General features: G+C 43.7%; 23 protein-coding genes and 1 riboswitch. Of the genes, 8 read left to right on the top strand and 15 right to left on the bottom strand.

Translation table 11 applies throughout. The features are described 5' to 3' along the window. The first annotated feature begins 408 nt into the window (after positions 1-408). Positions 409-1,389, top strand: coding sequence for a glycoside hydrolase family 53 protein (locus V6W81_RS23785; protein WP_338544059.1), 981 nt, complete (start codon positions 409-411; stop codon positions 1,387-1,389). A 613-nt stretch (positions 1,390-2,002) separates the two neighbouring features. Here the strand turns inward: V6W81_RS23785 and V6W81_RS23790 are convergent. From V6W81_RS23790 to V6W81_RS23800, 3 genes are all read right to left on the bottom strand, one after another. Continuing rightward, the gene (locus tag V6W81_RS23790) at positions 2,003-2,932 is read right to left on the bottom strand and encodes a response regulator (protein WP_338540582.1); all 930 of its coding nucleotides are present in this window, start codon (positions 2,930-2,932) and stop codon (positions 2,003-2,005) included. Further along, positions 2,929-4,806: a histidine kinase gene (locus tag V6W81_RS23795; RefSeq protein WP_338540583.1), complete on the bottom strand. Its 1,878-nt coding sequence runs from the start codon at positions 4,804-4,806 to the stop codon at positions 2,929-2,931. Before V6W81_RS23795 ends, V6W81_RS23790 begins: the two co-directional genes overlap by 4 nt. 152 nt (positions 4,807-4,958) lie before the next feature. Continuing rightward, the gene (locus V6W81_RS23800; RefSeq protein WP_338544060.1) at positions 4,959-5,600 is read right to left on the bottom strand and encodes an NAD(P)-dependent oxidoreductase; all 642 of its coding nucleotides are present in this window, start codon (positions 5,598-5,600) and stop codon (positions 4,959-4,961) included. Positions 5,601-5,854: 254 nt separating this feature from the next. Between V6W81_RS23800 and V6W81_RS23805 the strand changes: the two genes are divergently transcribed. Next, complete coding sequence (locus tag V6W81_RS23805) at positions 5,855-6,172, top strand: hypothetical protein (RefSeq protein ID WP_338540584.1); 318 nt, start codon at positions 5,855-5,857, stop codon at positions 6,170-6,172. A gap of 111 nt (positions 6,173-6,283) precedes the next feature. Here V6W81_RS23805 and V6W81_RS23810 read toward each other — a convergent pair whose 3' ends face one another. Then, positions 6,284-6,640, bottom strand: a complete 357-nt coding sequence (locus tag V6W81_RS23810; protein ID WP_145408705.1) for a HesB/IscA family protein — start codon at positions 6,638-6,640, stop codon at positions 6,284-6,286. A gap of 560 nt (positions 6,641-7,200) precedes the next feature. Between V6W81_RS23810 and mqnE the strand changes: the two genes are divergently transcribed. Beyond that, positions 7,201-8,307: an aminofutalosine synthase MqnE gene (gene mqnE / locus V6W81_RS23815; RefSeq protein WP_056702363.1), complete on the top strand. Its 1,107-nt coding sequence runs from the start codon at positions 7,201-7,203 to the stop codon at positions 8,305-8,307. 299 nt (positions 8,308-8,606) lie between these two features. Then, a complete protein-coding gene (locus V6W81_RS23820; protein ID WP_338540585.1) occupies positions 8,607-9,668 on the top strand; it encodes an NAD(P)/FAD-dependent oxidoreductase in 1,062 nt (353 codons plus the stop codon). Here the strand turns inward: V6W81_RS23820 and V6W81_RS23825 are convergent. Next, on the bottom strand, positions 9,665-9,919 hold the full coding sequence (locus V6W81_RS23825; protein ID WP_056702359.1) for a YuzB family protein: 255 nt from the start codon (positions 9,917-9,919) through the stop codon (positions 9,665-9,667). The two genes, V6W81_RS23820 and V6W81_RS23825, sit on opposite strands and share 4 nt — an antisense overlap. 80 nt (positions 9,920-9,999) lie before the next feature. Here V6W81_RS23825 and V6W81_RS23830 point away from each other — a divergent pair, with 80 nt between their 5' ends. Next, on the top strand, positions 10,000-10,245 hold the full coding sequence (locus V6W81_RS23830) for a NifU family protein (protein WP_053783253.1): 246 nt from the start codon (positions 10,000-10,002) through the stop codon (positions 10,243-10,245). Between the two features lie 130 nt (positions 10,246-10,375). On the opposite strand, the gene V6W81_RS23835 is transcribed toward V6W81_RS23830, so the two are convergent. After that, positions 10,376-11,140 carry an SDR family oxidoreductase gene (locus tag V6W81_RS23835; RefSeq protein ID WP_338540587.1) on the bottom strand — a complete coding sequence of 255 codons (765 nt, stop codon included), beginning with the start codon at positions 11,138-11,140 and terminating at the stop codon, positions 10,376-10,378. Positions 11,141-11,333: 193 nt separating this feature from the next. Between V6W81_RS23835 and V6W81_RS23840 the strand changes: the two genes are divergently transcribed. Both V6W81_RS23840 and V6W81_RS23845 read left to right on the top strand, forming a co-directional pair. After that, positions 11,334-12,314: a DUF2167 domain-containing protein gene (locus V6W81_RS23840; protein ID WP_338540588.1), complete on the top strand. Its 981-nt coding sequence runs from the start codon at positions 11,334-11,336 to the stop codon at positions 12,312-12,314. 314 nt (positions 12,315-12,628) lie between these two features. Continuing rightward, a complete protein-coding gene (locus V6W81_RS23845) occupies positions 12,629-13,630 on the top strand; it encodes a DUF2167 domain-containing protein (RefSeq protein WP_338540589.1) in 1,002 nt (333 codons plus the stop codon). 156 nt (positions 13,631-13,786) lie between these two features. Here V6W81_RS23845 and V6W81_RS23850 read toward each other — a convergent pair whose 3' ends face one another. The 6 genes from V6W81_RS23850 to V6W81_RS23875 all read right to left on the bottom strand — a co-directional run bounded on the left by V6W81_RS23850 (position 13,787) and on the right by V6W81_RS23875 (position 19,411). Beyond that, positions 13,787-14,623, bottom strand: coding sequence for a MetQ/NlpA family ABC transporter substrate-binding protein (locus tag V6W81_RS23850; protein WP_056702353.1), 837 nt, complete (start codon positions 14,621-14,623; stop codon positions 13,787-13,789). 81 nt (positions 14,624-14,704) lie between these two features. Beyond that, the gene (locus V6W81_RS23855) at positions 14,705-15,364 is read right to left on the bottom strand and encodes a methionine ABC transporter permease (protein WP_338540590.1); all 660 of its coding nucleotides are present in this window, start codon (positions 15,362-15,364) and stop codon (positions 14,705-14,707) included. Position 15,365: 1 nt separating this feature from the next. Continuing rightward, complete coding sequence (locus tag V6W81_RS23860) at positions 15,366-16,403, bottom strand: methionine ABC transporter ATP-binding protein (protein ID WP_338540591.1); 1,038 nt, start codon at positions 16,401-16,403, stop codon at positions 15,366-15,368. Between the two features lie 125 nt (positions 16,404-16,528). After that, a riboswitch (SAM riboswitch) is annotated at positions 16,529-16,671 on the bottom strand. A 140-nt stretch (positions 16,672-16,811) separates the two neighbouring features. Then, a complete protein-coding gene (locus V6W81_RS23865) occupies positions 16,812-17,552 on the bottom strand; it encodes a Cthe_2314 family HEPN domain-containing protein (RefSeq protein WP_338540592.1) in 741 nt (246 codons plus the stop codon). Between the two features lie 218 nt (positions 17,553-17,770). Next, positions 17,771-18,709 (bottom strand): COX15/CtaA family protein, encoded by a 939-nt coding sequence (locus V6W81_RS23870; protein WP_128103452.1) that lies wholly within the window; start codon positions 18,707-18,709, stop codon positions 17,771-17,773. A 357-nt stretch (positions 18,710-19,066) separates the two neighbouring features. Continuing rightward, entirely contained in the window at positions 19,067-19,411 is a 345-nt protein-coding gene (locus tag V6W81_RS23875) for a thioredoxin family protein (protein WP_145049633.1), read from the bottom strand. A 116-nt stretch (positions 19,412-19,527) separates the two neighbouring features. Between V6W81_RS23875 and V6W81_RS23880 the strand changes: the two genes are divergently transcribed. Then, complete coding sequence (locus V6W81_RS23880; protein ID WP_338540593.1) at positions 19,528-20,799, top strand: DUF2515 family protein; 1,272 nt, start codon at positions 19,528-19,530, stop codon at positions 20,797-20,799. A 199-nt stretch (positions 20,800-20,998) separates the two neighbouring features. Here the strand turns inward: V6W81_RS23880 and V6W81_RS23885 are convergent, their stop codons facing one another. From V6W81_RS23885 to V6W81_RS23895, 3 genes are all read right to left on the bottom strand, one after another. After that, positions 20,999-22,627: a putative polysaccharide biosynthesis protein gene (locus tag V6W81_RS23885; protein ID WP_338540594.1), complete on the bottom strand. Its 1,629-nt coding sequence runs from the start codon at positions 22,625-22,627 to the stop codon at positions 20,999-21,001. A gap of 63 nt (positions 22,628-22,690) precedes the next feature. Beyond that, positions 22,691-23,131: a DUF456 domain-containing protein gene (locus tag V6W81_RS23890; RefSeq protein WP_056702865.1), complete on the bottom strand. Its 441-nt coding sequence runs from the start codon at positions 23,129-23,131 to the stop codon at positions 22,691-22,693. Positions 23,132-23,185: 54 nt separating this feature from the next. Then, a complete protein-coding gene (locus tag V6W81_RS23895; RefSeq protein WP_338540595.1) occupies positions 23,186-23,935 on the bottom strand; it encodes a Cof-type HAD-IIB family hydrolase in 750 nt (249 codons plus the stop codon). Between the last annotated feature and the right edge of the window lie 58 nt (positions 23,936-23,993).

Raw genomic sequence — 23,993 nt, forward strand, 5'->3', positions numbered from 1 at the left:
GATGATAAAAAGACTAGCTTTCCGAAACAAAGTGTTGTATACTCTTGCCACAAGGAAAGGAGGTGCGTCAACATTTCTAATCACATGTTGAACGTGTCCCTTACCCGATCCACTAGCTCAAAATAAAAGAGCCTAGTTGGAGGCGCGGGATACGGATCAATGTTTCAAAAAGCGCCACGGGTAGAAAAGCCGTCTTCGGACGGCTTTTTGTTTGCCTTTTTTTCGTAGAGAAGTTGAGAAAACAACCAAAATATTGGAAATAAACCCTATAGTTTAACAATCCAACCCCACTATAATTAGGACGTATCTTAGATACCCAATACAAGGAGGGATTTTGTAATGTTTAAATTTGTAAGGGGTTTCAAAACATCCATCGCTTTGGCTTTTGTGCTGTTATTCACCTCTATTATGCTGCCTGCTGGTCAGCAAGTTAGCGCGGCACCTAGTTTTGCCAAAGGCGCGGATATTAGCTGGGTTCCCGGGATGGAAGCCCAAGGTTACAAATGGAAAGATAAAAACGGTGTTCAGCGAGACATCATTGATATTTTGAAAAAAGATTATCAGATCAATTCGGTTCGCATCCGTGTATTCGTTAATCCTTCGAATGATTATGGTAACGGTTACATGAATAAGGATCGTGCTGCTGCTCTGGCTCAACGTGCCAAAAATGCAGGTATGAGCGTGATGTTGACGCTACACTATAGTGATTCTTGGGCAGACCCGGGCAAACAGACCAAACCGGCTGCGTGGAAAAACTATACCTTCCAACAGCTGATGGACGCTGTCTGGAATCATACACGCGATGTAATGACTACGATGCAAAGCAAGGGTGTGACTCCTGACTGGGTACAGATCGGCAATGAAACGAATAACGGGATGTTATGGGAGGATGGCAAAGCCTCCAACAATATGAAAAACTATGCATGGCTTGTGAATACAGGTCATAACGCTGTAAAGTCCATTAGTAACGACACCAAAACAGTGGTTCATCTTGCCAATGGGGACGACAATAATCTGTATATATGGAATATTGGAGGTCTGATCAGTAACGGTGCTAATTTTGACATGATTGCTATGTCCCTGTATCCTTCTCCATCCGGATGGAATACTGCGGTAACCAATACGATAAACAATGCCAAAAATCTGATTACTCGTTATGGTAAGGAGATCATGATCTCCGAAATCGGTATGGATAACAACCAACCGGCAATCGGAAAAAGTTTTGTGGCTTCGATGAAAAATCAAATTCGCAATTTGCCGAATGGCAAAGGTAAAGGTGTATTCTACTGGGAGCCTCAAGCCACACCGGGGTATAACAGTGGCTACGGCAAAGGCGCTTGGCAGGCTAATGGTGTGCCAACCATAATCATGGAAGGGTTTATCGACTAAGCCACGGGAGCAGAAGTTAGAGCAGCGGGTGGACGTTTCGGGGACGGATTGTTCTTCCGATCGCTGGTTGTCCTCGGATTTCTTGGATTCCCCTCTTAAGGGGGAAATCCGCGGACAGCTTATGCTTCCGACGTAGCTTTCTTGCAGAAAGCTTTAAGCGAACGCTCCGCTTCTTCAGAATCGATTCCGTCCCCTCCACTACGTCGCTCCTCATGGGCTACTTCTGCAATCCATGTTGAGTCGATCTTTGGAGTAGTAGGGTATATCTGGAGCAGCGGGTGGACGTCCCGGGACGGATCGTTCTTTCGATCGCTGGTTGTCCTCGGATTTCTTGGATTCCCCTCTTAAGGGGGAAATCCGAGGACAGCTTATGCTTCCGACGTAGCTTTCTTGCAGAATGCTTTAAGCGAACGCTTCGCTTCTTCAGAATCGATTCCGTCCCCTCCACTACGTCGCTGCTCATGGGCTACTTCTGCAATCCATGTTGAGTCGATTATTGGAGTAGTAGGGGGTTACATCGGTGGGCAAAATAGCTATTGAATAACTTGTTGATAGTAAACACACTTCACAACAATCGCCCGCACCTGTTCTCAGCTTGCGGGCGATTCCTTGTTCAGAACATTTTTTTCATTTCATAGTACTCCGCTGTTTTCTCATCGCCGCGTTCCCTATAAAACTGGATCAGAATATCCAATGCGTTGTCGAACTTCACCTCGTAAGGCTGCTGTATGTTTAACGTCCATGAATACGGCTTATTTTCAAGTAACAAGCCTCTATATAGCTCCACCATTTGCTCAAGCATTTCCATTTTACTCTTATCTTCATGATAACGTTCACTGAACAGATCAAACTCAACCAAATCCAATTTCATGTCTTCGAGGCTCAGACTAATATTCCCCAGTCTGCTCTTAAGCACATGTTGGATTCCAAACGTGTCGAGTCGCTTCTTCAAGTAATATTGCGTCGTATATAAGTTTGCATAACCCTTTTCCATCGATAGCTCCGGCCATATATCATTGATGATTCGGTCTCTAGATACGGAATTACCGTTCATGCATAACAAATAGGCGAAAAGTTCTTCCGTTTTTTTGGTTCTCCAATTGTCATCGATCCTTTTTCCATCAATGGCTACAACAAAATCGCCGAAGCACTTGACCTCAATTTTGTGTACAATGCCGCTTTTGGTTCTAATCTTTTTTATTTTTTCCAGTGTGACATACAGTTGTTCGAACTTCACCGGCTTAACGAGAAAATCCAACGCTTTTGTTTCCAGTGTTTCGGTCACATAAGCATGATAGGCCGATGTAAAGACAAAATCCATATCTGGTCTTTCTTTAAACATCATCCCGAGCAGGTTTATGCCATTGATCTCCGGCATTTCGATATCCAGAAAGGCAAGGTCGGGCTGTGTAATGCTCATCTCATCCAAAGCTATTGCAGGATCTTCATACATTGCAACAACTTCGATACCATCAATTTTCTCCAACTTGCTTTTCAAGTTTCGCAGCGCATAATATTCGTCGTCTATAATAATAACCTTCATGGCTGCTCCTTAATGGGTATATTAAAACGAACTACAGTTCCCTTACCCTTTTCGCTGACAATTTGAAGTTGTGTTCCATACTCGGCCTTGAGCCGTGCGTTTATACTGGCAAGCCCTATGCCCTTACCCGCCGAATATTCAAGCAGTTTGTCTTTGTCCGCCTCTTCCATGCCAACACCGTCATCTTCTACCGCTATGAAGTAGCCCTGTTCAAGCTCATTGACCCTAATCGTGACTGTACCTGCGATTTTCCGTTTACGTATACCATGTTTAATCGCATTTTCCACCAAAGGTTGGATCACCATACGTGGTACTTTTAATTGAATATTTGGATCAATCTCATAGTTGACCATAACTTTATTCGGGAATCTGGCTTGCTCAATTCGAACATAAAACTTGACTGCATCCAGCTCCTCATCAATAGAAATATATCTTTCCGAATTACTGTAATCGAATATATTTCTTAAATAATGGGATAAATCGTTGACCAAGTTTCCCGCTTTTTCTTGATTCTCAGCAATAACGCCTTCGATCACGTTCAAGGTGTTGTGAATAAAATGTGGATCCATCTGTGCGCGTATAAAAGCAAGCTCAAACTGTTTGGATTGAATCTCCGAATTTATATATAAAACATGATTGTAGTGCTTCTCTTCATTAAGAGCATTAATGATCTCTGCGACAGAAAGGGCAAAAGCAATCGCCGACACACAAGAAAGAAAGAATAAGTAATAATTCATAAGGTAACTTTGAGGCAACGCACCAAGAACCATCATATAAAATATGAGTACTGACACCAAACATAAGAGCCATGCAGTAATGAGATGTGGCGAACGAATGGTTTTGCTCCTTATTCCTTTAAGCATAATGATAAAATACAATACGTACATCAAAGTAGATGCACCTGCACCAAATGCTCCCAACTCTTTGTTGACGAAAAGAAACAGCAATAACGTGATCGGGTAGAAACCAATGAGTAGCTTCAAACAAAGATCGATCTTAGGGAACTCGGTTTTAGTCTGAAAAATGGCTCTCATAAAAATCGCAATGGCAAGCGACATGAATATACCGATGCCCGTTGAATGTTCCGCAAGCCAATAGGCGTATTTAAAGCCGGTAATGTTCACAAGCCCTGTCATTACTGCATTCCACAACAAAGTTGTGAATACATAAAAGCAGGATTTAATAAATGTTTTGTTTCTTATCGCTACGCCCATGAATAAGTTATAAAAAAACAAGGCTACGGCAATGCCGACCAAGATGCCTGCTGCCCAAACATTGATCATACTATTCTTTCGAAAGAGATCCTCACTTAAGATCCCTACAACAAAGTTTTGTCCGTACAGAGATTTGCTTGTCATGTATATGTACTGGTTATGATCAAAATTAGATGGAATTTTGATTGCAGGATAAACATAGTTGATCTCATCGGAATTGCCCTTATATGCGTATCCGAAATGCTTTGGTATGTAATCGTTACTCGTCGGGAGGTATATCGTTACATCTTCAAAAAGAGGGTTGTTTATCGTGAGGTAATTAACTTCATCACCATTATACCGGTTTATTTTTATTTTGAACCATAATTGAACCGGGGAGTAGCCAACCTTAGAGTAGTTGCTCGGTAAAGCTTCGAATTGCTCACTAACTTTAACATCGGACAAGGTCATGTTTCCTGATTGGTCTCGTAATATTTCCATACTGATCGTATCTTTGGATTGGTTCAAATCCTGAAAGTAAATGACGAAAACAGAAGCAGTGCAAAGTGATATAGTTATAAAAATAGTCATTACTTTCAAGAAAAATGTAGTGGATTCGGATCTCATAAACAACTCCTCAGTAAACTCGAACACTGTCGATTTATGGGGTAATTTTACCATGGTTCTGTACATCCTACAAAAGGATTTGTTATAACGTTTGGGGCGAGTTGATGCTTCCCTATGCCTTAAATTCAACTACATATTATAAAGAAACGGACGTCGATCTATAGAGATCAGCGTCCGTTTCTATGTTTAATCTATGGAATAACGTATTACTTCGCTTCGCCAACTACAGTAAAGCGTTCGTTTTTGTGTTGCGGATTCTCAATCTCATCTACCAATGCAATGGCATAGTCTGCATAGCTAATATAGCTATTGCCTTCACTGTTAACCATGATAACATCATTGCCTGCTTGATACTTACCTGTACGAACGCCTTCTGGGTTGAAGAATCCAGCTGGGCTCAGGAATGTCCATTGAATACCAGAGGATGCTTGCAGATCCTCAAGGTTTTTACCTTGGTTCGTAGCCGTTGCTTTGTAAGCATCAGGGAAACCTGGGGATTCAAATACACGCAATGTTTTGGACTCGTCTGTGAACAGACTTCCTGCACCACCAACAACGATTAAGCGCGTATTAGACGCATCCTTCAAAATATTGATCAACGCTTGTCCTGCTTCAACATGGCGATGTTCTTGTCCTGGAGCTGCGCCGAATGCGTTAACGATAACGTCAAATGCCTTGATATCCTCAGCAGTAAGATCAAAAACTTCTTTTTCCAAAACGTTAAGGGACTTATCTTCCACTTTCGCTGCATTACGAACGATCGCTGTGACTTCATGCCCTCTGTCTACTGCTTCTTTCAAAATTACACTTCCTGCTTTACCCGTTGCACCAATAATTCCGATTTTCATCATAATCTCTCCTTCAGCTATGTTTTGTTTTCCTAAAATCTATAATGTAACTATAGTTGTTACAACTATTCTTGTCAACACCTTAAATTTCATTAATTGAACAGAAAAATATTGTTCGTTGCTCACTTCCTCGAAGCATTGCTTTCCATATATAGAAGAAGGGATTGTCTTTAGTATGTCGAATATACGTGTCTGTGATTACTAAATACATCACCTAGGTCAAGCAGTAGCCTATGGAGAAGGAGCTGAGTGAGATGAGCTTTGAGGATCAAGTTGCCATGATTTTAAGACAAGCCAATCGTTCCACTATTTCCACTGAAGTCCTTATTCAAAAAATAGATATCACCCTCCATCATTTGATTGAGCGATTAATTCAGACAGGTACTCAAGCAACAATTGACCGTAGGGAGGAAACTTCGCCTCACACCTGGGAGATTACAGTTGGAGACTTTTCCTTCGTTTTATTTTCATCAGATATATTAGATGCGGCTGAAGAGAATGAAGATCATATTGAGGCGGTTGTCGAGGAACTCTTTATCCAGGAGCTTGAGCATGCTGTTTCTGGGGAGTAAAAAAATTCGTGTACGTATATCGATGTCCTAAGGGGCATCGTTTTTTTGCACAAAAAAAAAACCTCTACAACGCAGTTGAACTACGCCATAGAGGTCTGATTAAACTAAATCTTAGCAATCCTTATCCGGTACGCCCGCTTCTTCCTTTGTACGGAAAGAAGATCCACAGCCACATGTTGCTACTGCATTCGGGTTATGAATGGTGAATCCGCCGGTCATGCCAGACTCTTCAAAATCAATTTCCAGACCATTCAAATACTTCAGGTTCTCTTTCTCCACGACAACCTTCATATCCTGAATATCCATATAGAGATCCTCATCGGATTCCTTATCGTCAAAGCCCATGGCGTACGAAAATCCGGTACAACCCCCCGGTGCTACGCCAAGACGCAGGAACATGCCAGGTGTCTCTTGCTGTGCAAGCATTTCTTTCAATCGGTCAGCAGCCGTTTCGCTGATATTAATCATGCCAGGTCACTCTCCTTTTTCATATATATTCATGTTCAAAAAGGCATCCTTCGTAATCAGAAGCGAACTTTTTGAACAACTTTACATTAACTCTTCCTAAATTATACTCCACCCCGTCAAGGGCCTCAAGTGAAGTTTGCCCGTTTCCGCGTTCCTCCTTAACTCCTTTTTCTTCCCAGTGTATTGAACCCCCGGGACACGAGGTTTATAATGGATAGGTGGTCGCTCTGAAATGTCGATATTTTGTCATGACTTATTCAGATGATGGTCATAATTGGAGTTGTAATTTTTTTCACATTTCGAGACTGCAACGCAGTCCCCAATGCATATAGAGTCATTAGACTCCTTTTTCTCGAACAAATAAGTCATTGCACAATGCAGCATATGCTGCACCGGGTAAATAAGAGTTAGTTTAACAATAGAAGGCGGTTGTTGACCGCATTTTTTCTATGTGAGCTTTTGCATCCATCCAGTTAGCGGTTTTTAAGCTTCACCATACTGATGTAGCCCTGCAAACAGTCGATACTACTTAATCCGGTTAAGAACAGGAGGAATAACAAATGTCTACATTAGTTACACCATTTACAGACAAAAGAATGGCTGAGATCGTCGAGAAGGTTCAAAACGGCGTAAGATTGAGCGTGGAAGACGGTGTCTATCTGTATGAGACAGATGACTTGCTCACGCTGGGTCAACTGGCTAACGAAGCCAACCTGCGGAAGAACGGTAAGAAAGTATATTTCATCGAGAACATGAGCCTTTATTTCACCAACGTATGCGAAGCTCGCTGCGCATTCTGTAATTTCCGCAAAGACCAAGGTGAAGAAGGCTCTTATACGTTGTCCGGTCAGGAAATGATTGATTATGTGGAAGAACATATTCACCCAGGCGTACGTGAGTTTCATATCGTAGGCGGGCATAATAATCATGTTCCTTTTCAATATTATGTCGACTCTTTACGTGCTTTAAACGAAAAATATCCGGATGTCACGCTAAAAGCTTACACAGCTGCAGAGATTGATTTCTTCACTCGCATCAGTGGTCTGAGCATTAAGGAAGTTCTGCAAGAGCTGCAAAAAGCAGGTCTGAAATCTTTGACTGGCGGCGGCGCGGAAATTCTGTCTGATGAGTATCGTAAAAAAATGCGCGTAGACAAAGCCAATGTTGATCGCTATCTTGAAGTACACCGCACTGCTCATAACCTAGGCATGCGTACTCATACGACCATGCTGTACGGATCCATTGAATCCTACGAAGATCGTGTGAATCACATGGTTCAAATTCGTGAGCTTCAAGATGAGACCAATGGTTTTATGGTGTTTATCCCGCTCTCCATGCAACCTAAGAGCAAAAGCGCAAGCATCATGCGTCGTAACTCTGCTTACGAAGATCTCAAAACCATTGCGATCAGCCGTCTGATGCTCGATAACATCGACCATGTTAAAGCGTATTTCATTAATATTGGTCCACAATTAACACAAGTGGCTCTCAGCTTCGGTGCTTCCGATGTTCACGGTACAATTGTACGCGAGAAGATCAGCCATGCTGCAGGTGCACTCACGCCAGAGGGATTGACTCGTAAAGAGCTGATCTGGCTAGTTAAGGGTGCTGGGCGCATCCCTGTAGAGCGTGATACGTTCTATAATGAAATTCAAGTATACGAGTAATATCTCATTATTCTTTTCTCAGCCACATCCAAGCATTGAATCGCATTCAGGTAGGATATAGCTCGGCTGCCTCTTTCCAACAATTTTGTTGTCTAGGTCAACATTTTCGACTATATCTTCATTCCTGAAGTAACCTCCAGGATTGTACTCACAGTACAATCGTGCTGCACGATATCTGTAATTTGAAATGCATATTTTCTGATTATCAAAATAAAAACAATGGAGCAGCTATGGAAGCATAGCTGCTCCACAGGTTGCAGCCCCGCTTAACGGGACTGATGCAGAAAGGAAGCCGAGTCATGAAAAATTTCGTCGTTCTCGGAGGCGGTTATGGTGGCCTCACGATTATCAAAGAACTTCTTGAAGGTAAAATTCCAGCAGACACACAAATCGTATTGGTGGATCGCAGCCCTTTTCAAGGACTAAAGACAGAATATTACGCACTCGCAGCAGGCACCGTATCCGATTACGACCTGCGCATCCAATTTCCAGTTCACGAAAAAGTTACGTATCGTTATGGAGAAGTAACGGCAATTGATCTGGAACAGCGTCAGATTGAATTTGAAGGCCAAGACCCTTTGGAATATGACAAACTGGTGATTGGATTAGGTTGTACCGACCGTTTCCATAACACACCAGGAGCAGAGGAATTTAGCTGCACCATTCAGAGCTTCAGCAAAACAAGAGAAACGTATCTTCGTCTCAGCGAGGTAAAAGCTTATGGACAAGTACACATCGTTGGTGGCGGTCTAAGTGGTGTAGAGATGGCCGCAGAGCTTCGTGAGAGCAGACCCGATCTGAATATCAGCATCCTCGACCGTGGTGAACGTGTATTGTCCGCCTTCCCACAACGTCTATCTGCATATGTTCATGAGTGGTTTAGCGAACATCAGGTCGAGACCCGTGGACATATTGCCATTTCCCGTCTTGAAGCAGATGGAATTTATAATCGGGATGAAGAAATTTTGACGGACGCCGTAGTGTGGACTGCAGGAATCCAGCCAGTCAAAGTAGTACAAGATCTGGATGTCACTAAAGACCCCCAAGGCCGGGTTGTCCTTAACGAATATTATCAAATTCCTGAATATACAGATGTTTATGTTGTTGGTGACTGCGCTAGCGTACCTTACGCTCCAAGTGGTCAAGCAGCAGAAGTACAGGGTGAACAGATCGCTCATATTCAGCATGCCCTTTGGAAAGGTGAAAAGCCCAATCCACACCCTCTTAAGCTTCGCGGCACGTTAGGTGCGCTCGGCAAGAAGGCTGGTTTTGGGCTGATGGGCAAAACGTCCATGATGGGACGTGTGCCTCGTATTTTGAAAAGCGGCGTGCTCTGGATGTCCAAGCGTCATCTCGGTTAATCGAGATCCAGCTCACTCCAAGCATCGGCTTCAGCAATTTTGGCCAAGATGGCATTATACAGATCTTCGACTTTGTCGGTAATGACTAATTCGCCATTCACCAGTGCAAAAGGAGTCATGTAACATTGGCCACAATTGCTAAGGCAGCCGTACTCAATCACATCATAATCTGGATTCTCCTCCAGTTGATCCATGATTTCATCGGTGCCAAAATGCATATTGTTAGCACAAAATTCAATAATTGGTCTCATTTCAGTTCACCTGCTTTGTTTGACCATTTTAATTTATGGTCATTTGTAATATAATATATAGAGGAAAGGAGTTGAACAATATGAGCGAAAACGCACAAAGCACCATGTATGATGAGGTATCTGATGTGCTTGATAAACTTCGTCCGTTCCTGCAACGCGATGGCGGTGACGTGGAACTGGTCGACGTGGAGGATGGCATCATTAAGCTGAAACTGGTCGGTGCCTGCGGCAGTTGCCCAAGCTCCACCATTACCTTAAAAGCCGGGATTGAACGCGCCCTTCTTGAAGAAGTTGAGGGTGTACAAGAAGTCGTACAAGTATTCTAATCAATCCTTCACGAAATAAACCTCAAGAGCCTTTCGCTTCACTTGAAGCGGAGGGCTCTTTTTTTGTGTCTATTTCTTACTTAGTATAGTTCACATTCCTTAGCTCTACCGCTTCATATCTCTTTGTTCTCTAGATCGTTGGACGAATCGGATCAAGTCCTCCAGATACATCCATTATGTTACCTGTAATAAAATCCGAATGGTCTAAGCAGAGGTACGTAATGACACGTGCAATATCTTCACCGCTGCCAGGACGTCCTCTTGGTGTTTCATCGTCCGCAATCCCGGCAATCTCATCTATCGTTCTCTCTTTATTGGCGCCGCGAATATCACCAGGACATACCATATTCACAGTTATTCCGTAAGGCGCTTCTTCCACAGCTAATGTCTTGGTAAAAGAAACCAAGCCCACCTTCGCGGCTGCGTATACAGCTCGATGAGGCCATGATCTAGCTTCTCCGGCATGACTGAATCCAAAATGGATGATGCGTCCCCATTGCTTCCGCCGCATCTCTGGCAGCACATACTGATCAAGCAGCATGGGTCCAAGCAAATTACCCTGTACTAACATTTGTATTTCCGCTTCTGCGTATTCGGCAAACAAACGTCGCTCACGGACAAAGGGTCCTGCATTATTCACAAGAATATCAATGCTGCCGAGCTGTTCTTCCACCTGTTTAACCAAAAATGTAATCTCTTCGGTCTTCGAAATGTCAGCCTGGATTGCAATACATTTAACGCCTTTGGCTATAATCTGTGCCTGAAGCTCCTCTGCTTCGAATCGGCTATTCACGTAATTCAGGGCAATATGACATCCCTGATCGGCCAGACTGAGGGCTGTCATTTTTCCAAGGCCTTTGGCACTTCCCGTTATGAGGGCAATCTTCCCCTTCACGTCCATCCCCCTCTTCAAAGAGCAGTCATTCATTAGTATAAAAGATTTATCATCCCCTCACAACTTGCATATCGTATAGGGATTTTATTTCTGTAATTCCAGATATATCTTGCCAGTCATGTATAGCTATGTTAGTGTCGGTGATATCGCGTAAAAAGGTCTTAATATGCAAGGAATATGAAAGGATTGTGAGATGAACATTTTTAAAAGAAAATGGAAAACATTTATGTTGTTACTACCCCTTAGTTTCTTAGCTTTCTCAAATGCTTCTCAAGTAAATGCAACAACCCACGTAGAGCAATCTCCGGATACGTATAACTGGATCGGTGGACCAGCTACTGTCGATTTAGATAGCAAAGCTACTCTAGAAATCCCTGAAGACTATTATTATCTGGACAAGGCCAACACACAACGTTCAATGCTCAACGCAGGTGCCAAACCTAACGGTAATGAAATTGGTAGTTTATACAACAATAGCGAAATGGGTGCATGGTATGTTGTCTTTGAATATGTGAGAACCGGTCATATCCGAGATGACGATCAGAAACTCGATCCGAACGAACTTTTAAGTAGTTATATTCGTGGCACAGAAGCAGAGAACAGACAATCCGAGTTTGAAGATCGAACTTACGTAACGGGTTGGGAAATTGAACCTACATATGATAGCAGCAAACATCAATTGATTTACTCTCTTGGCTTCAAGGATGCTTTTGAACAGACCATGGTCAATTACAATGTACATATACTCACACGCGAAGGATATGTATCTGCTATTTTGGTTACAGATCTGGTTAACTTCCAACAGAACAACAAGATATTCGAGGAAACTGTACTTAACCAATTGAGTATCAATGCAGGATATACCTATGAAGAATATGATGCCTCGACAGACAAAACCTCAACGATCGGACTCAAAAGTTTAATTTGGGGCGGTATCGGTTATACAGGCAGTCCAACGAACAACTTATTGCTTTTTCTCAAGAAAGGATGGCCAGTAATTTTGTTTGTTGTAGTTGGACTGATTGTTTGGATTAGGTTTAAAAGATCAAAAGGAGATGAGGAAAAGCTCTCTCCTTCCGAGCGAATGATTCTACAAGAAGCAGATGAACAACAGCATGCCGATCAGAATGAGCTATCACATTACCGCCAATCTGAGCAGTCATCTAATAAATAAATACAGCTATTATCAACAAAAGCCGTGCATCTCTCATTTGGGGTACATGGTCTTTGTGCTACCCCCAACTCAAAATCATCTTATTTGCAAAAAAGTGTAAACCTCAGACTAAATACTTATATTCCCAGCCTTTACTTTGATATCAATTAGGTCTTAAGAAGTAAAATACCCCCTAATTAACCATATATACCTTGTCTGGTTGGGGTGTCTATGGTAATGTCGATAAGTCGTTTCTTTCTGTGAAAGTAATGACACAATACATATGATCATGTAAATATAAGCATTACATGGCACCTCTGAAAGGACTTATAGTAATGATGAAAAAATGTGTAGCATCCCTTATCGCAATACTGCTTGTATTTACATTACAAGCCCCCTTCTCCATCATAGCTTCAGCAGAAAGTGACAGCACCATCGAAGATTATCAATGGTTAGACGGACCACGCGATGTCGTTCTCGACAACAAAGCCTCCCTAAAACTGGTTGAAGGACTTACCTTTTTAGATGCAGCCAACACGCAACGTTTCATGGAAGACACTGAATCCTTCCCGAACGGAACAGAGATCGGTAGTATCTATGGAGCTGGCGAGAACTCGAACTGGTACGTGATCTTCGAGTACAACGACCCTGGACATATTGACGACAGTGACAAGGACAATCTCGATGCTGAAGAGCTCCTAGACAGTTACAAACGAGGTACAGAGGAACAAAACGAAAGAACTACTCCTGATAACCAACTGTTTATTACTGGGTGGGACATTGAACCGACGTATGATAGCTCCAAACACCATCTGCTATACTCCATTGGTCTGAAGGATGCTCAGCAGGAAGCCCTCGTTAATTACAATGTGAATGTTCTGACACGTGAAGGCTATATCGGAGTTATTCTAGTTACCGACAGTGCTAACTTCGAGGAAAACCGAAGACAGTTTGAGGACAGTGTTCTCTCCAATCTTACCGTCACTACGGGAAACAAGTATGAGGAATTTGATGCTTCTATCGACAAAAAATCAGAACTCGGTCTAACTAGCCTAATCCTTGGTGGTGCAGGAGTTGCTGTTGCCAAAAAAGTAGGATTGTTATTGTTGCTCAAAAAAGGATGGTTTGTGATCGTCGCTCTAATCGTTGGTGCATTCACATGGCTACGTAATAAGCTGACTGGACGCAAAAAAAATGATGCTAAGCATTCTACGGATGAGAATTCTCTTTCTCCTGCTGAACAGGCGTATCAACAGCATGCCGCTGGGCAGGAATCCATTGAAAACACCCATTCATCCACTACCGACCATTCAGAGAATGACCCGAATAAGCGCTAATGCTCCATCCACACTAATGAATCACACGCAAAAGCCCTACACCTTATAAACAAGGATGTAGGGCTTTTGTCTTTTATATTGATACGGCACTCGATAATATCATTAAACATCCCATGATATACGTGCTCGAATCTCTATGTTTCGTTAAGTTATCTCTTAAAATGCAGGTTCAACTGCACCTTGGTAGCGCTCTTTGATGAATGTTTTTACTGCTTCGGAATTCAGAGCTTCTGCCAGTTTCTTGATAGCGTCTGCGTCTTTGTTATCTTCACGTGCTACAAGAATGTTAGCGTATGGGTTACCTTGCAGATCCTCGATCAGAAGAGCATCTTTTTCTGGATTCAAATTCGCTTCCAGTGCATAGTTGGCGTTAATGAATACCAGATCTGCTTCATCCAGTTGACGCGGCATCATCGCTGCATCCAACTCAATGATCTCCAAGTTTTTCGGATTTTCAGTAATGTCTTGCAGTGTTGACGAGATGTTTGTGTTGTCTTTAAGCGTAATCAGACCTTCTTTTGCAAGCAACAACAATGCACGGCCACCATTGGATGGGTCATTCGGGATAGCAACTTTTGCGCCGTCTTTCAATTCATCCAGTGATTTAATCTTTTTGGAGTAACCACCAAAAGGCTCAACGTGTACAGGAGTTACAGTAACGAGGTTAAAGCCACGTGCTGCATTTTCTGCATCTAGATACGGTTGGTGTTGGAAGAAGTTAGCGTCCAATTGTTTGTCAGCTAGTTGTTGATTCGGTTGAACGTAATCATTAAATGTTACAACTTGCAAACGAATGCCTGCTGCTTCGAGCTCAGGCTTGATACTTTCTAGAATTTCAGCATGAGGTGTAGGCGATGCTCCTACTTTCAGTTCAACGGTACGTGGGGCGCCAGCAGAATTGTCTGCACCGCTATCTGCATCCTTGTTGTTTCCGCAAGCTGCTAATACTGCAATCAGCATAATACTTAGTAGAGCAAATGACCATTTTTTCATGTGTAAAACCCCTTCTCCAATAATTTTTTGCATGCAGCATCCTTATCCAATTTGATAAGAGCGAGTCATGCTGTCTATGTGTTATTTCCTGGTGAACAATTTAACTAGACGATCTCCAAACATCTGAAGTACCTGTACTAAAATAACAATCAATACTACCGCGACAAGCATGACTTCTGTCTGATAACGATAGTAACCATAGTTGATCGCCAGTGTTCCAAGGCCACCGCCACCAACCATACCCGCCATTGCCGTATAAGAAACCAATGTAACTATGGTAATGGTTATACCTGCTAGCAAACCAGGCAGTGCCTCTGGTAACAGAACACGTCTTACAATCTGCCCTGTAGAGGCTCCCATCGCTTGTGCAGCTTCTATAACACCACGATCTACCTCACGCAAAGTCGTCTCCACAATCCTCGCGAAGTAAGGTGCTGCTGCAATGACAAGTGGTGGGATTGTCCCCAGTACACCTGTAGCCGTCCCAACAAGGGCGCGAGTAACGGGAAGTAGAGCAACAATTAGAATGATGAATGGAACAGATCGCAATATATTGACAATAACCGACAGAATCGAGTAAACGAGAATTGATTTTGCCGATGGGGATCTTGCTGTCATGAAGAGTAGCACACCTAATGGTAAGCCGATAATTACAGTAAACAAACCGGATACAAGAAGAATCTGCAGTGTCTCAATAGACGCTTTGCCGACCTCTTCCCAGTGTACAGTTGAAAAGTCCATGTTAACGAAGCACCTCCACATCAAGTCCCTGCTCGACTAATTCACGGGTAGTTGAGTTAATCGCAGCAGAATCTCCCTCGAAACGAACGATAAGCTGTCCATAAGGGACTTGTTTGATCGTAGAGATCGTTCCTTGCAGAATCGCGAAATCAACGCCGGTTTTGCGAACGGTTCGTGACAGAATAGCTTCATACGTCTTCTGCCCCAAGAACGAAATCTTCACCAACTGAGATTGTTCGCCATTCTTACGGCTGTTCTCTGAGCTTGCCAAACCTTCCTCTTCAAGCAACAACAAATCAGTCGCCTGACCTTGTTGCATGAAATCTCGTGTGATGGCATGTTGCGGCTTGAGAAATACTTTCGTAACCGGTCCCTGTTCAACAATGCCGCCCTGATGAATAACTGCAACCTGATCACAGATACTCTGGATCACATGCATCTCATGAGTAATCAGCACAATCGTTAACTCATACTTCTGGTTAATATCCAGCAGAAGCTTCAGAATAGAACTTGTTGTCTGTGGATCAAGAGCAGACGTCGCTTCATCACATAGCAGGACATCTGGATCACTGGCGAGTGCACGTGCAATGCCAACCCGTTGCTTCTGCCCTCCTGACAATTGTGCAGGATACTTGTTGCTATGCTGTTCAAGTCCGACCAAGGTGAGCATTTCCTTTACCTTACGGTCGATCTCCGCTTTGGGCGTATTGACCAATTTCAGTGGAAATGCAACATTGTCGTAGACCGTAGCAGATGAGAGAAGGTTGAAATGCTGAAAGATCATGCCGATCTTACCCCGCTGCTGCTGCAATTCCGACTTACTCAGACTGGTCAAGTTCACTCCATTAACCCACACTTCACCTTCAGTAGGTCGCTCCAATAGATTGATACATCGAATCAATGTACTTTTACCTGCACCCGAATGCCCAATGACTCCAAAGATCTCGCCTTTACGTACATTCAGATTCAGATCCGCAAGCGCAGTCGTCGCCTTTGCGCCTCTACCATATGTTTTGGTTATTCCCTTTAATTCAATCAAGTAATACTCTCCTTCCCACTGCCTACACCTATCTTTACCCGAAAGAGAGGAAAACTCCCATTCATGCAATAAAAAAAGAACCCTTTGCAGAAACTGAAAGGGTTCTTTGCTTGAAAGAATATACCTTCTCATCTGCCAAAATCGCGTTTAACGCCATTTTGTAGGAATTAGCACCTAACATCTATAAAGAATGACACGTTTGCCATTGTCGTTATAAATCGGTTGCCGGGCTTCATCGGGCCTGTCCCTCCGCCGCTCTCGATAAGAAATATGATATTGTAAGATTGTATAAGTTCGTGTAATTCCGCAGTTATACTGTTCAGATACTTCATGTTGAAACATATTACATTTAATGTCCTATTAGGAACTCAGTATAATCCAAGTATTCCGATTTGTCAAAGGTAAATATTATGATTTTAACCCTTTAGTACGCTCTCTAAAACCTTGTTGATACCACATTTTATTAATGTATCCATAAGACGCCTTCAAAGTAATACACACCATATCTAATCCTTGACGCAATTCGTTCAAATGCTGATCCAAGTCCTCCAGCTTCACTTTCCCCTGTAACGTCTGATGCAGTTGCCACAAATCATCTTGCATCTCAGAATTCATGTAATGAATCTCCATGTTTCTGCGTTTACGTAATTTGCTCATGGGCTCTCGGTATACATCCTTGATCTCAGTCAGCTTCACAGCTAGCTCCGAGTGCATCTTCGCATATCCAAACTGTCGCAACACGGTAAAATAAGAGAAATGCGTTTTCACTTTGGTTGTATTGAGCTGAAACAGTTCATTCAGCACCGTTCCTGTCTTGTCCAAAATGGCAAAGCAACGAATGAATCCATCCTTGTAGAAATAAACATACCGGGCGTATTCAGCCTTTTCTTCACTGGTCATGTCTTCTGTAGAACCTGCTTTTACCTTTTTCCGAAAATGAGATGCTGCAAAGCAACTCTGCTCCAGTTCATCCAACGAAGAAATTAACCCCTGCGTCCATACATATAACTTGCGATAATCATGCGTTGGATCTTGGTTCTTCTCCAGTTGTCGTTGCAGTAACTCCAAAGTCTCCACCATTGAATCAATAGCTTCCTCCAAAATACCCTCATTTTGGCGCGGCGGTTCGCCTAGCAACGTTCGCAGCATATACAGCCTCCTCTTTGCATTCTGCTGATCATGGGATGCTTAATCATGTTAAACAAAATCGGGATCAGAGTAAATGCATGAATGCTGCTTCGCTTAGGTTGCCCTGTCATGCCTAACATCAAACAAAGTCCACCTTCCCAATGATCTACATCATTGAAAGGCAGACTCTGTACGTTGTCGCAATATAACTTCCTATATCTTGAATCTGTATACTTGATTTAGAAACGATTAACTGGACGATGCAGCTTGTATACAAGGAAACTCATGTACGTTAGAACTCCGAACAATATGGCAATATCCAACATATGAGCAAGTGCAACGAACATGTACACTTCTGGGCGCCCGATCGTAAGCATCATCACGAATCCAATGAAAACTTGGAGCAGGATGAGCACTACAGCGATAACACCTAATCTCCGAAGTTCGGTGTTATCCGGGTGTTTGCGATATGCATAATGACCCAAAATCGCGATGACAATAACTAAGGATAATGCAGCCAAACGGTGAGCGAATGCTACAGCTACCCCTCCCGATAACTCTGGAACAATCTGTCCATTACATAATGGGAAACCAGAGCAGCCTCCCGCTGAGTCGGTATGGCTCACGAACGCACCTGTGTACACAACGAGATACGTGTAAACAGTGGAAAACCAGACCAGATTACGGAAGCCTTTGGTTACCCGAGGGTAATTATTCAATCTTTCTAGTCCTCCGTGACGCGCCTCCTGCCTTATTCCCAGCGCCATCATTAGAGAACTTGCGAAGGCTATGATCGAGAATCCAAAGTGCAGCGCCATTACGGCGGAAGATTGGGAGAACACCACGGCAAAGGCTCCCATGATTCCCTGGACAATAACAAAAATGAGCGTTAGTAATGAGAACAATTGTAGATCTCGGCGAGACTTACCAAACCGTAAAAATGCTACAAAAGAGGCAATCGACAGCAGACCTGCCAATGCGCTTACGGCACGATGTGAATATTCAATTAGGGATGCTACCGTATGTGCTGGAACAAGCTTTCCGTTACACAAAGGCCACTCTGTGCCACAACCTAATCCGGATTCCGTCTTAGTAACAATGCCCCCACCGAATGTCGCCAGGAACATTACAAGACAAGTTAATACGGTTAACCACTTAAACAAGGTTAAATGCTTCAATTTTTTCTCACCTGCTGTTGGTTTAAGATGGCGAAAAACATCGTTTCTCGCTTGATTCAGTACTTTGACACGTAATTCACAACTAAACTCATTATACCGGATAAAAGTGTCATTGACGCCGCGCTTTGTGACAAAATGTTAACGTCTGTTTAAAAAATGACCAGAAGGTCATTTTAGTTCAAATTTTAGACACAAGCGTTTATTTCATGCTTCTGCAATTTGTATGAATACTGTATGTATAGGTTCATACCCACATCTTAATAGTGTCTCCTGAACTTTAACGAACATACCAACAGCCACCTCTCCGATGATGGAAAAGTAGCTGTTAACATATGTAACCTTTAAAATGGATTGTGTTTATTTGTGGATCGTTTTATACACTTCAACAGCACGATCAAGAAACTGCTCAATCTCTTCTCTAGATTTACGAAGCTTATTCACATAACGAACCAGCTCGCGTCCATCTGTATACGCCACAAAACTCGGTATGCCGAGGATGTTTTGTTCTTCGCTAACTGTCCCCACTTGATCAACATCAACCTCAACCAGTGTCAGCTCACGAGCATACTTGTCCTCTACCTCAGGCATAAATGGATCGATGTATTTACAATCTCCACACCAATCGGCTTTAAATACAGCTACGGTCAATCTCGGAGATTGAATCGCTACATCAAATTCAGGTTTGGAAGTTATTTGTTCCATGATCACATCTTCCTTTCTTTTCCTTGTCTTAACCTAAGTGAAGCAAATTGCCGAGTGGAAGTCAAATATTCAGTACATACTGAGGTTAGAGCAATCATGAGAAAGGATGACGAGCAATGCATACTCACAAAACAGATTCGCCTCCACTGGAGTCCTTTTTTCACATTGTGCGTTCCATTCCTGGTGCGGCGAGGGAAGTCTGGCGTGGCAAACAGGCGGCGTGGCAAGCCTCCAATCAACTACGTCATCCTTTACGTGATTTGGCTTGGCAATCTGATGTCGCCCAATCCTTGCAAGAAGAAGTTGAACGATCATTGCCTGGAGTGGAATCGGCTGCTACTAGACATGCTCGCAGCGCGATTGTATGTGAAGAGGACTGCATTATTTTAGAAGAAATCCATAGACTGACGGCAGAGCATAATCGAAGCAATATTACCCGCACAGCAGCCTATCTGGAATGTTATGAACAGTATCCTGAGCTTCATTGGGCGCTGCTGGCTCATATGGTTTCACGCAACGGTGGATACCATATGACAGATCTACAGAGTGGTCTAATGCACAACCTGCAAAGTCAAACTGATCGAGAACATATGTATCGCATGCTGGAGCGTTGTAATGCGCTTATCTTCCAAGACGCCTATCCTCAATTATTGTTGTACATGAACAGCCGTAGACTGGGACGAAGTTGTTTTCACCTCCTCCCCCATTTCCATATCTCTGTCTTTATGACTCCCTTTTGGGAACGATTTTGGCTGGAACGATGCAGCTCGTTGCTCAGTGTGGCATTAATTATTAATGAGCAGAACTATATTGAGAGCCGGGTTGTGCAGCATCCTTATTTTAAAAAAGAAGTGCTGTCCAAGCCTGCCTTTCATGTGCATAACCTGGCTGGGCTTAATCATATCGTATTTCCACTCGGACGTGGCAAAGGACTTACGGGCCGAGTCATTGAACATTTCGCCAAGCTTGATGAACGTATTATGTTTGGAAAAAGCCTGTATGCTATGCTGTTCGGTACCCAGCAAGTATTGACGCAAGTACTAGAATTCGCCCGTGCCGTACCCCATCGCGGATCGCGTGCCGAATATTGGCCAGGCTTGTTCACAGCCCACGAGGAGCATGCTGGAAAGAATGAGTTTTATAGCAAGGAATTATTGGAGCTGGAATGGCTGCCAGAGGGTCAGCGACTATACAGCCCTGAATTACTCGCTGTGTGGCAGGATACACCCTATGAGCCGATTACAAGACAGGACTGGCTCCAGAGTAGGGATTGCCTTGGCCATCTAACCGCACCACGTCGACCATGGCTATTCGAGATGAGTCACGAACACCGATATGGGTTGCTCAAAACTGCGGCAGCTCATGATGCCAAAACTTTATTACATTAAGTCTCATCACATCTTATTAAGAAACGACATAGCAAAGCAATCCGGATCCAGGCTTGCTTTCTCTTCCTTCGAGCATATCTGATACACATACCAAAAAGCCTGTCCACTGAATAAATACAGCGAACAGGCTTATATGCAATGCTTAGATATGGGTTAAAGGCATGCCCTTAAGTTAGGGCATATGACCAGTTACCATCGGTTACCCTTGTTGCTCTACTCCACGTTGCAGACGCATTAGTGGACGTAAAACCTTTTGCAGAATACGTGGGTAACTCCCCAACTCATCCTTACGCAGCACACGCAGTACAATCAGGAGCACGAGATAGATAACAACGACCAGTGCACCAACAACGAGACAGGTCATCAGGAACGATACACGGGATGGCAGGAATGAGCCAAAGACCATATTTCCTAACCAGTTTGTGCCGAAGCCAGCACCTGCAGCGAGCAATACAGTCAACAGGAACCCTTTCCAACGATCACCCATGATCGAGAAGGATACTATTTTTCTCAATACTCGGAGATTCAGATACGTAATCACTAAGAAACATAGCGCTGTTGCAATAATGATGCCATAAATGCCAAAGATCTGTGCAAGGATCAGACTCGCCACCAATTTGACGACTACCCCTATAGCTACACTGATCATCGTAATTCGTGGTTTACCTACGCCCAGCAAGATGGAGTTTGTTGTCATCATCGTAATCTGGAAAATGGTACCGAAAGTAAGCAACGCAATAATCGGTGTCCCATCCAATGAACTAAATAATAATCCGTTCACAGAATACGCCGCAGTACAGAGCGCAATAACAATAGGCATACCTGTGAGAATCGAAATACGCAACGCTAGCGTAATCTGATTCTTCAGATGGGTCTCATCCTTACGAGCGAATGCTGCCGAGATAACCGGCACCAAGGATTGACTCAAAGCGATGGCAAGAATCGGCGGTATACCCGCAATACTTTGCGCCTTCGCACCCAAGATCGCAAGTACGGCTGTCGCTTCTTCTAATCCATTACGACCACTTAGCAATGGAACGACAAGGGATGAGTCAATGAAGTTAATTGCAGGAACCGCCAGCGATGATAGAACAATCGGAATAGACAGCTTAAAGATATCTGCGTAAATGCCGCGCATCGGCAATTGCTGAGCTCGCTCCATTTCAAACTGGGCTTCACGATCTTTGCGACGTAGCTTCAAGGTGAAGTACAGCATAACAGCAAACGCACCAATACTTCCGAATACACCACCGAAGGAAGCACCCGCAGCGATTGTCTGATCATCATAATTCCATTGCAGCATAATGTAGGCCACGATAATGGCAGTTCCTACACGGGCAAATTGTTCTACAATCTGTGAGATACCACCAGCCGTCATGTTGCCTCGACCTTGGAAATAACCACGCATCATGGCAATCGCCGGGAAGAGCAGCAAGGCAGGTGCTAGAGCCCGAATGGCACTAACGGATTCCGGTACCTTCGAGATATGGGTCGCGTAGAACGGTGCGGCAAACCACAGCAGTGTAGACATTACAACACCAGCCACAGCAGCGAAAATCAGGGCTGCTCGGTAGATCTGCTGTGCTTCGCCAGCTCGTCCTAGTGCGTAGCGTTCGGATACCATTTTACTCAGCGTACTTGGTATACCTGCCGTAGCAACGGTTAACAGCATTAAATATACCGTATTGGAAATGGTAAACGATGCGTTACCGATATCGCCGAGGATATGCTCAAGCGGCACACGTTGCACAAGACCAAGCACCCTTGCAATGAGCGCTGCTGCCGCTAGAATGAGCGTCCCCTTAATAAATGTTTCCTTCTTAGACAAACCAATTCCCCTTCTTTCCTCCACACGGACGTGCGCCCAGATGACGCTCGCACTCGCTAATGCCTATGCGAATCGAACCACCCAGATAATAAAGAGCACAATCATGACGATTTGCAAAATAATTTTCATCACCGTACTTGTGAACAGTCCCACCACGGAACCAAAACCAACTTTAGTCGCTTTGGAAGGTGATGATCCTCCGATAAGCTCCCCAATAAAGGCACCGAGGAATGGGCCTAGTACAAGCCCGAACGCCGGGATGACAAATGGACCAATGATTACACCAATCGTACTTAACGTGGTGGATAGCTTGGAACCGCCGAATTTCTTAACGCCCCAGGCACTAACGACATAGTCAGCCACGAACAGCACAACGACGATCAAAATCTGAGTAATCCAGAACCATACACCAAACGGGTCAAAACTAAAGAACCATCCATAGACCAGAAATGCGAAGAATATCGCTACAGCACCCGGTAAGATTGGATAGACGGTTCCCGCCATGCCTACTGCAAACAGAAGTACAATTAAAATCCAACCAACGGTTGCGAGCAAAGGTTACTCCCCCTTTAAAATATGTTCACGGATGACTTCAACGATGCCATCTTCATTATTGCTCGCCACAATGAGATCTGCCGCTTCTTTCACTTGCTCCTGGGCATTTCCCATAGCTACGCCTAGACCTACAGCTTCAATAACCGCTAGATCGTTCAAGCTGTCGCCGACCGCGACTACCTCAGACATCTCAATGCCAAGCAACTTACACACTTCAGCTACACCGCTCGCTTTGGATATGCCTGCCGGGTTGATCTCAATATTAACAGGTGAAGAATTCGTCATTTGCAGACCGCCAAGTTCCTGTAGTTCCAGCATGATCTGGTGACGTACTTCGTCAACCTCAGTGGTATATCCGAACTTCAGCCATTCCAAGCCTTCGATATTGTCTGTCCAGCGATCACGGTTGAACAGCTCTTCCACGGAGTATGCCCAGTACCAGCTGTTATATTTCTCCCCGATCTGTTGCAGCTTGCGGATTAATGACGGATCCATCAGATGGCGGAAATGTAGATCATTCGGAGCTTTCCACACTTCACTACCATTCACAGTAATCATCGGCGTCTCTAGACCAAGCTGTACCGCATAAGGCATAGCATGGAATACCGCTCTTCCTGTAGATAGACATACATGTATGCCGCGGCGCATTGCAATTTTGATCCATTTGGCCGTTTCCTGTGTAATCTCATGATTATCATCTAGCAATGTTCCATCCATATCGAGTGCTAGCAATTTGTATTTCAGTTCACTCATGTTGTATTCCTCCTCAGTTGTCTCTCTTTATTCCCATCCAACATACTTTCACACAAAG

The sequence above is a fragment of the Paenibacillus tundrae genome, from assembly GCF_036884255.1.
Classification (GTDB): Bacteria; Bacillota; Bacilli; order Paenibacillales; family Paenibacillaceae; genus Paenibacillus.

Coding starts and splice junctions, on each gene's coding strand:
- V6W81_RS23785 (WP_338544059.1), top strand. CDS start 409: ATGCTGCCTGCTGGTCAGCAAGTTAGCGCGGCACCTAGTTTTGCCAAA.
- V6W81_RS23790 (WP_338540582.1), bottom strand. CDS start 2,932: ATGAAGGTTATTATTATAGACGACGAATATTATGCGCTGCGAAACTTG.
- V6W81_RS23795 (WP_338540583.1), bottom strand. CDS start 4,806: ATGGTAAAATTACCCCATAAATCGACAGTGTTCGAGTTTACTGAGGAG.
- V6W81_RS23800 (WP_338544060.1), bottom strand. CDS start 5,600: ATGAAAATCGGAATTATTGGTGCAACGGGTAAAGCAGGAAGTGTAATT.
- V6W81_RS23805 (WP_338540584.1), top strand. CDS start 5,855: ATGAGCTTTGAGGATCAAGTTGCCATGATTTTAAGACAAGCCAATCGT.
- V6W81_RS23810 (WP_145408705.1), bottom strand. CDS start 6,640: ATGATTAATATCAGCGAAACGGCTGCTGACCGATTGAAAGAAATGCTT.
- mqnE (WP_056702363.1), top strand. CDS start 7,201: ATGTCTACATTAGTTACACCATTTACAGACAAAAGAATGGCTGAGATC.
- V6W81_RS23820 (WP_338540585.1), top strand. CDS start 8,607: ATGAAAAATTTCGTCGTTCTCGGAGGCGGTTATGGTGGCCTCACGATT.
- V6W81_RS23825 (WP_056702359.1), bottom strand. CDS start 9,919: ATGAGACCAATTATTGAATTTTGTGCTAACAATATGCATTTTGGCACC.
- V6W81_RS23830 (WP_053783253.1), top strand. CDS start 10,000: ATGAGCGAAAACGCACAAAGCACCATGTATGATGAGGTATCTGATGTG.
- V6W81_RS23840 (WP_338540588.1), top strand. CDS start 11,334: ATGAACATTTTTAAAAGAAAATGGAAAACATTTATGTTGTTACTACCC.
- V6W81_RS23845 (WP_338540589.1), top strand. CDS start 12,629: ATGATGAAAAAATGTGTAGCATCCCTTATCGCAATACTGCTTGTATTT.
- V6W81_RS23850 (WP_056702353.1), bottom strand. CDS start 14,623: ATGAAAAAATGGTCATTTGCTCTACTAAGTATTATGCTGATTGCAGTA.
- V6W81_RS23855 (WP_338540590.1), bottom strand. CDS start 15,364: ATGGACTTTTCAACTGTACACTGGGAAGAGGTCGGCAAAGCGTCTATT.
- V6W81_RS23865 (WP_338540592.1), bottom strand. CDS start 17,552: ATGCTGCGAACGTTGCTAGGCGAACCGCCGCGCCAAAATGAGGGTATT.
- V6W81_RS23875 (WP_145049633.1), bottom strand. CDS start 19,411: ATGGAACAAATAACTTCCAAACCTGAATTTGATGTAGCGATTCAATCT.
- V6W81_RS23880 (WP_338540593.1), top strand. CDS start 19,528: ATGCATACTCACAAAACAGATTCGCCTCCACTGGAGTCCTTTTTTCAC.
- V6W81_RS23890 (WP_056702865.1), bottom strand. CDS start 23,131: ATGGCGGGAACCGTCTATCCAATCTTACCGGGTGCTGTAGCGATATTC.
- V6W81_RS23895 (WP_338540595.1), bottom strand. CDS start 23,935: ATGAGTGAACTGAAATACAAATTGCTAGCACTCGATATGGATGGAACA.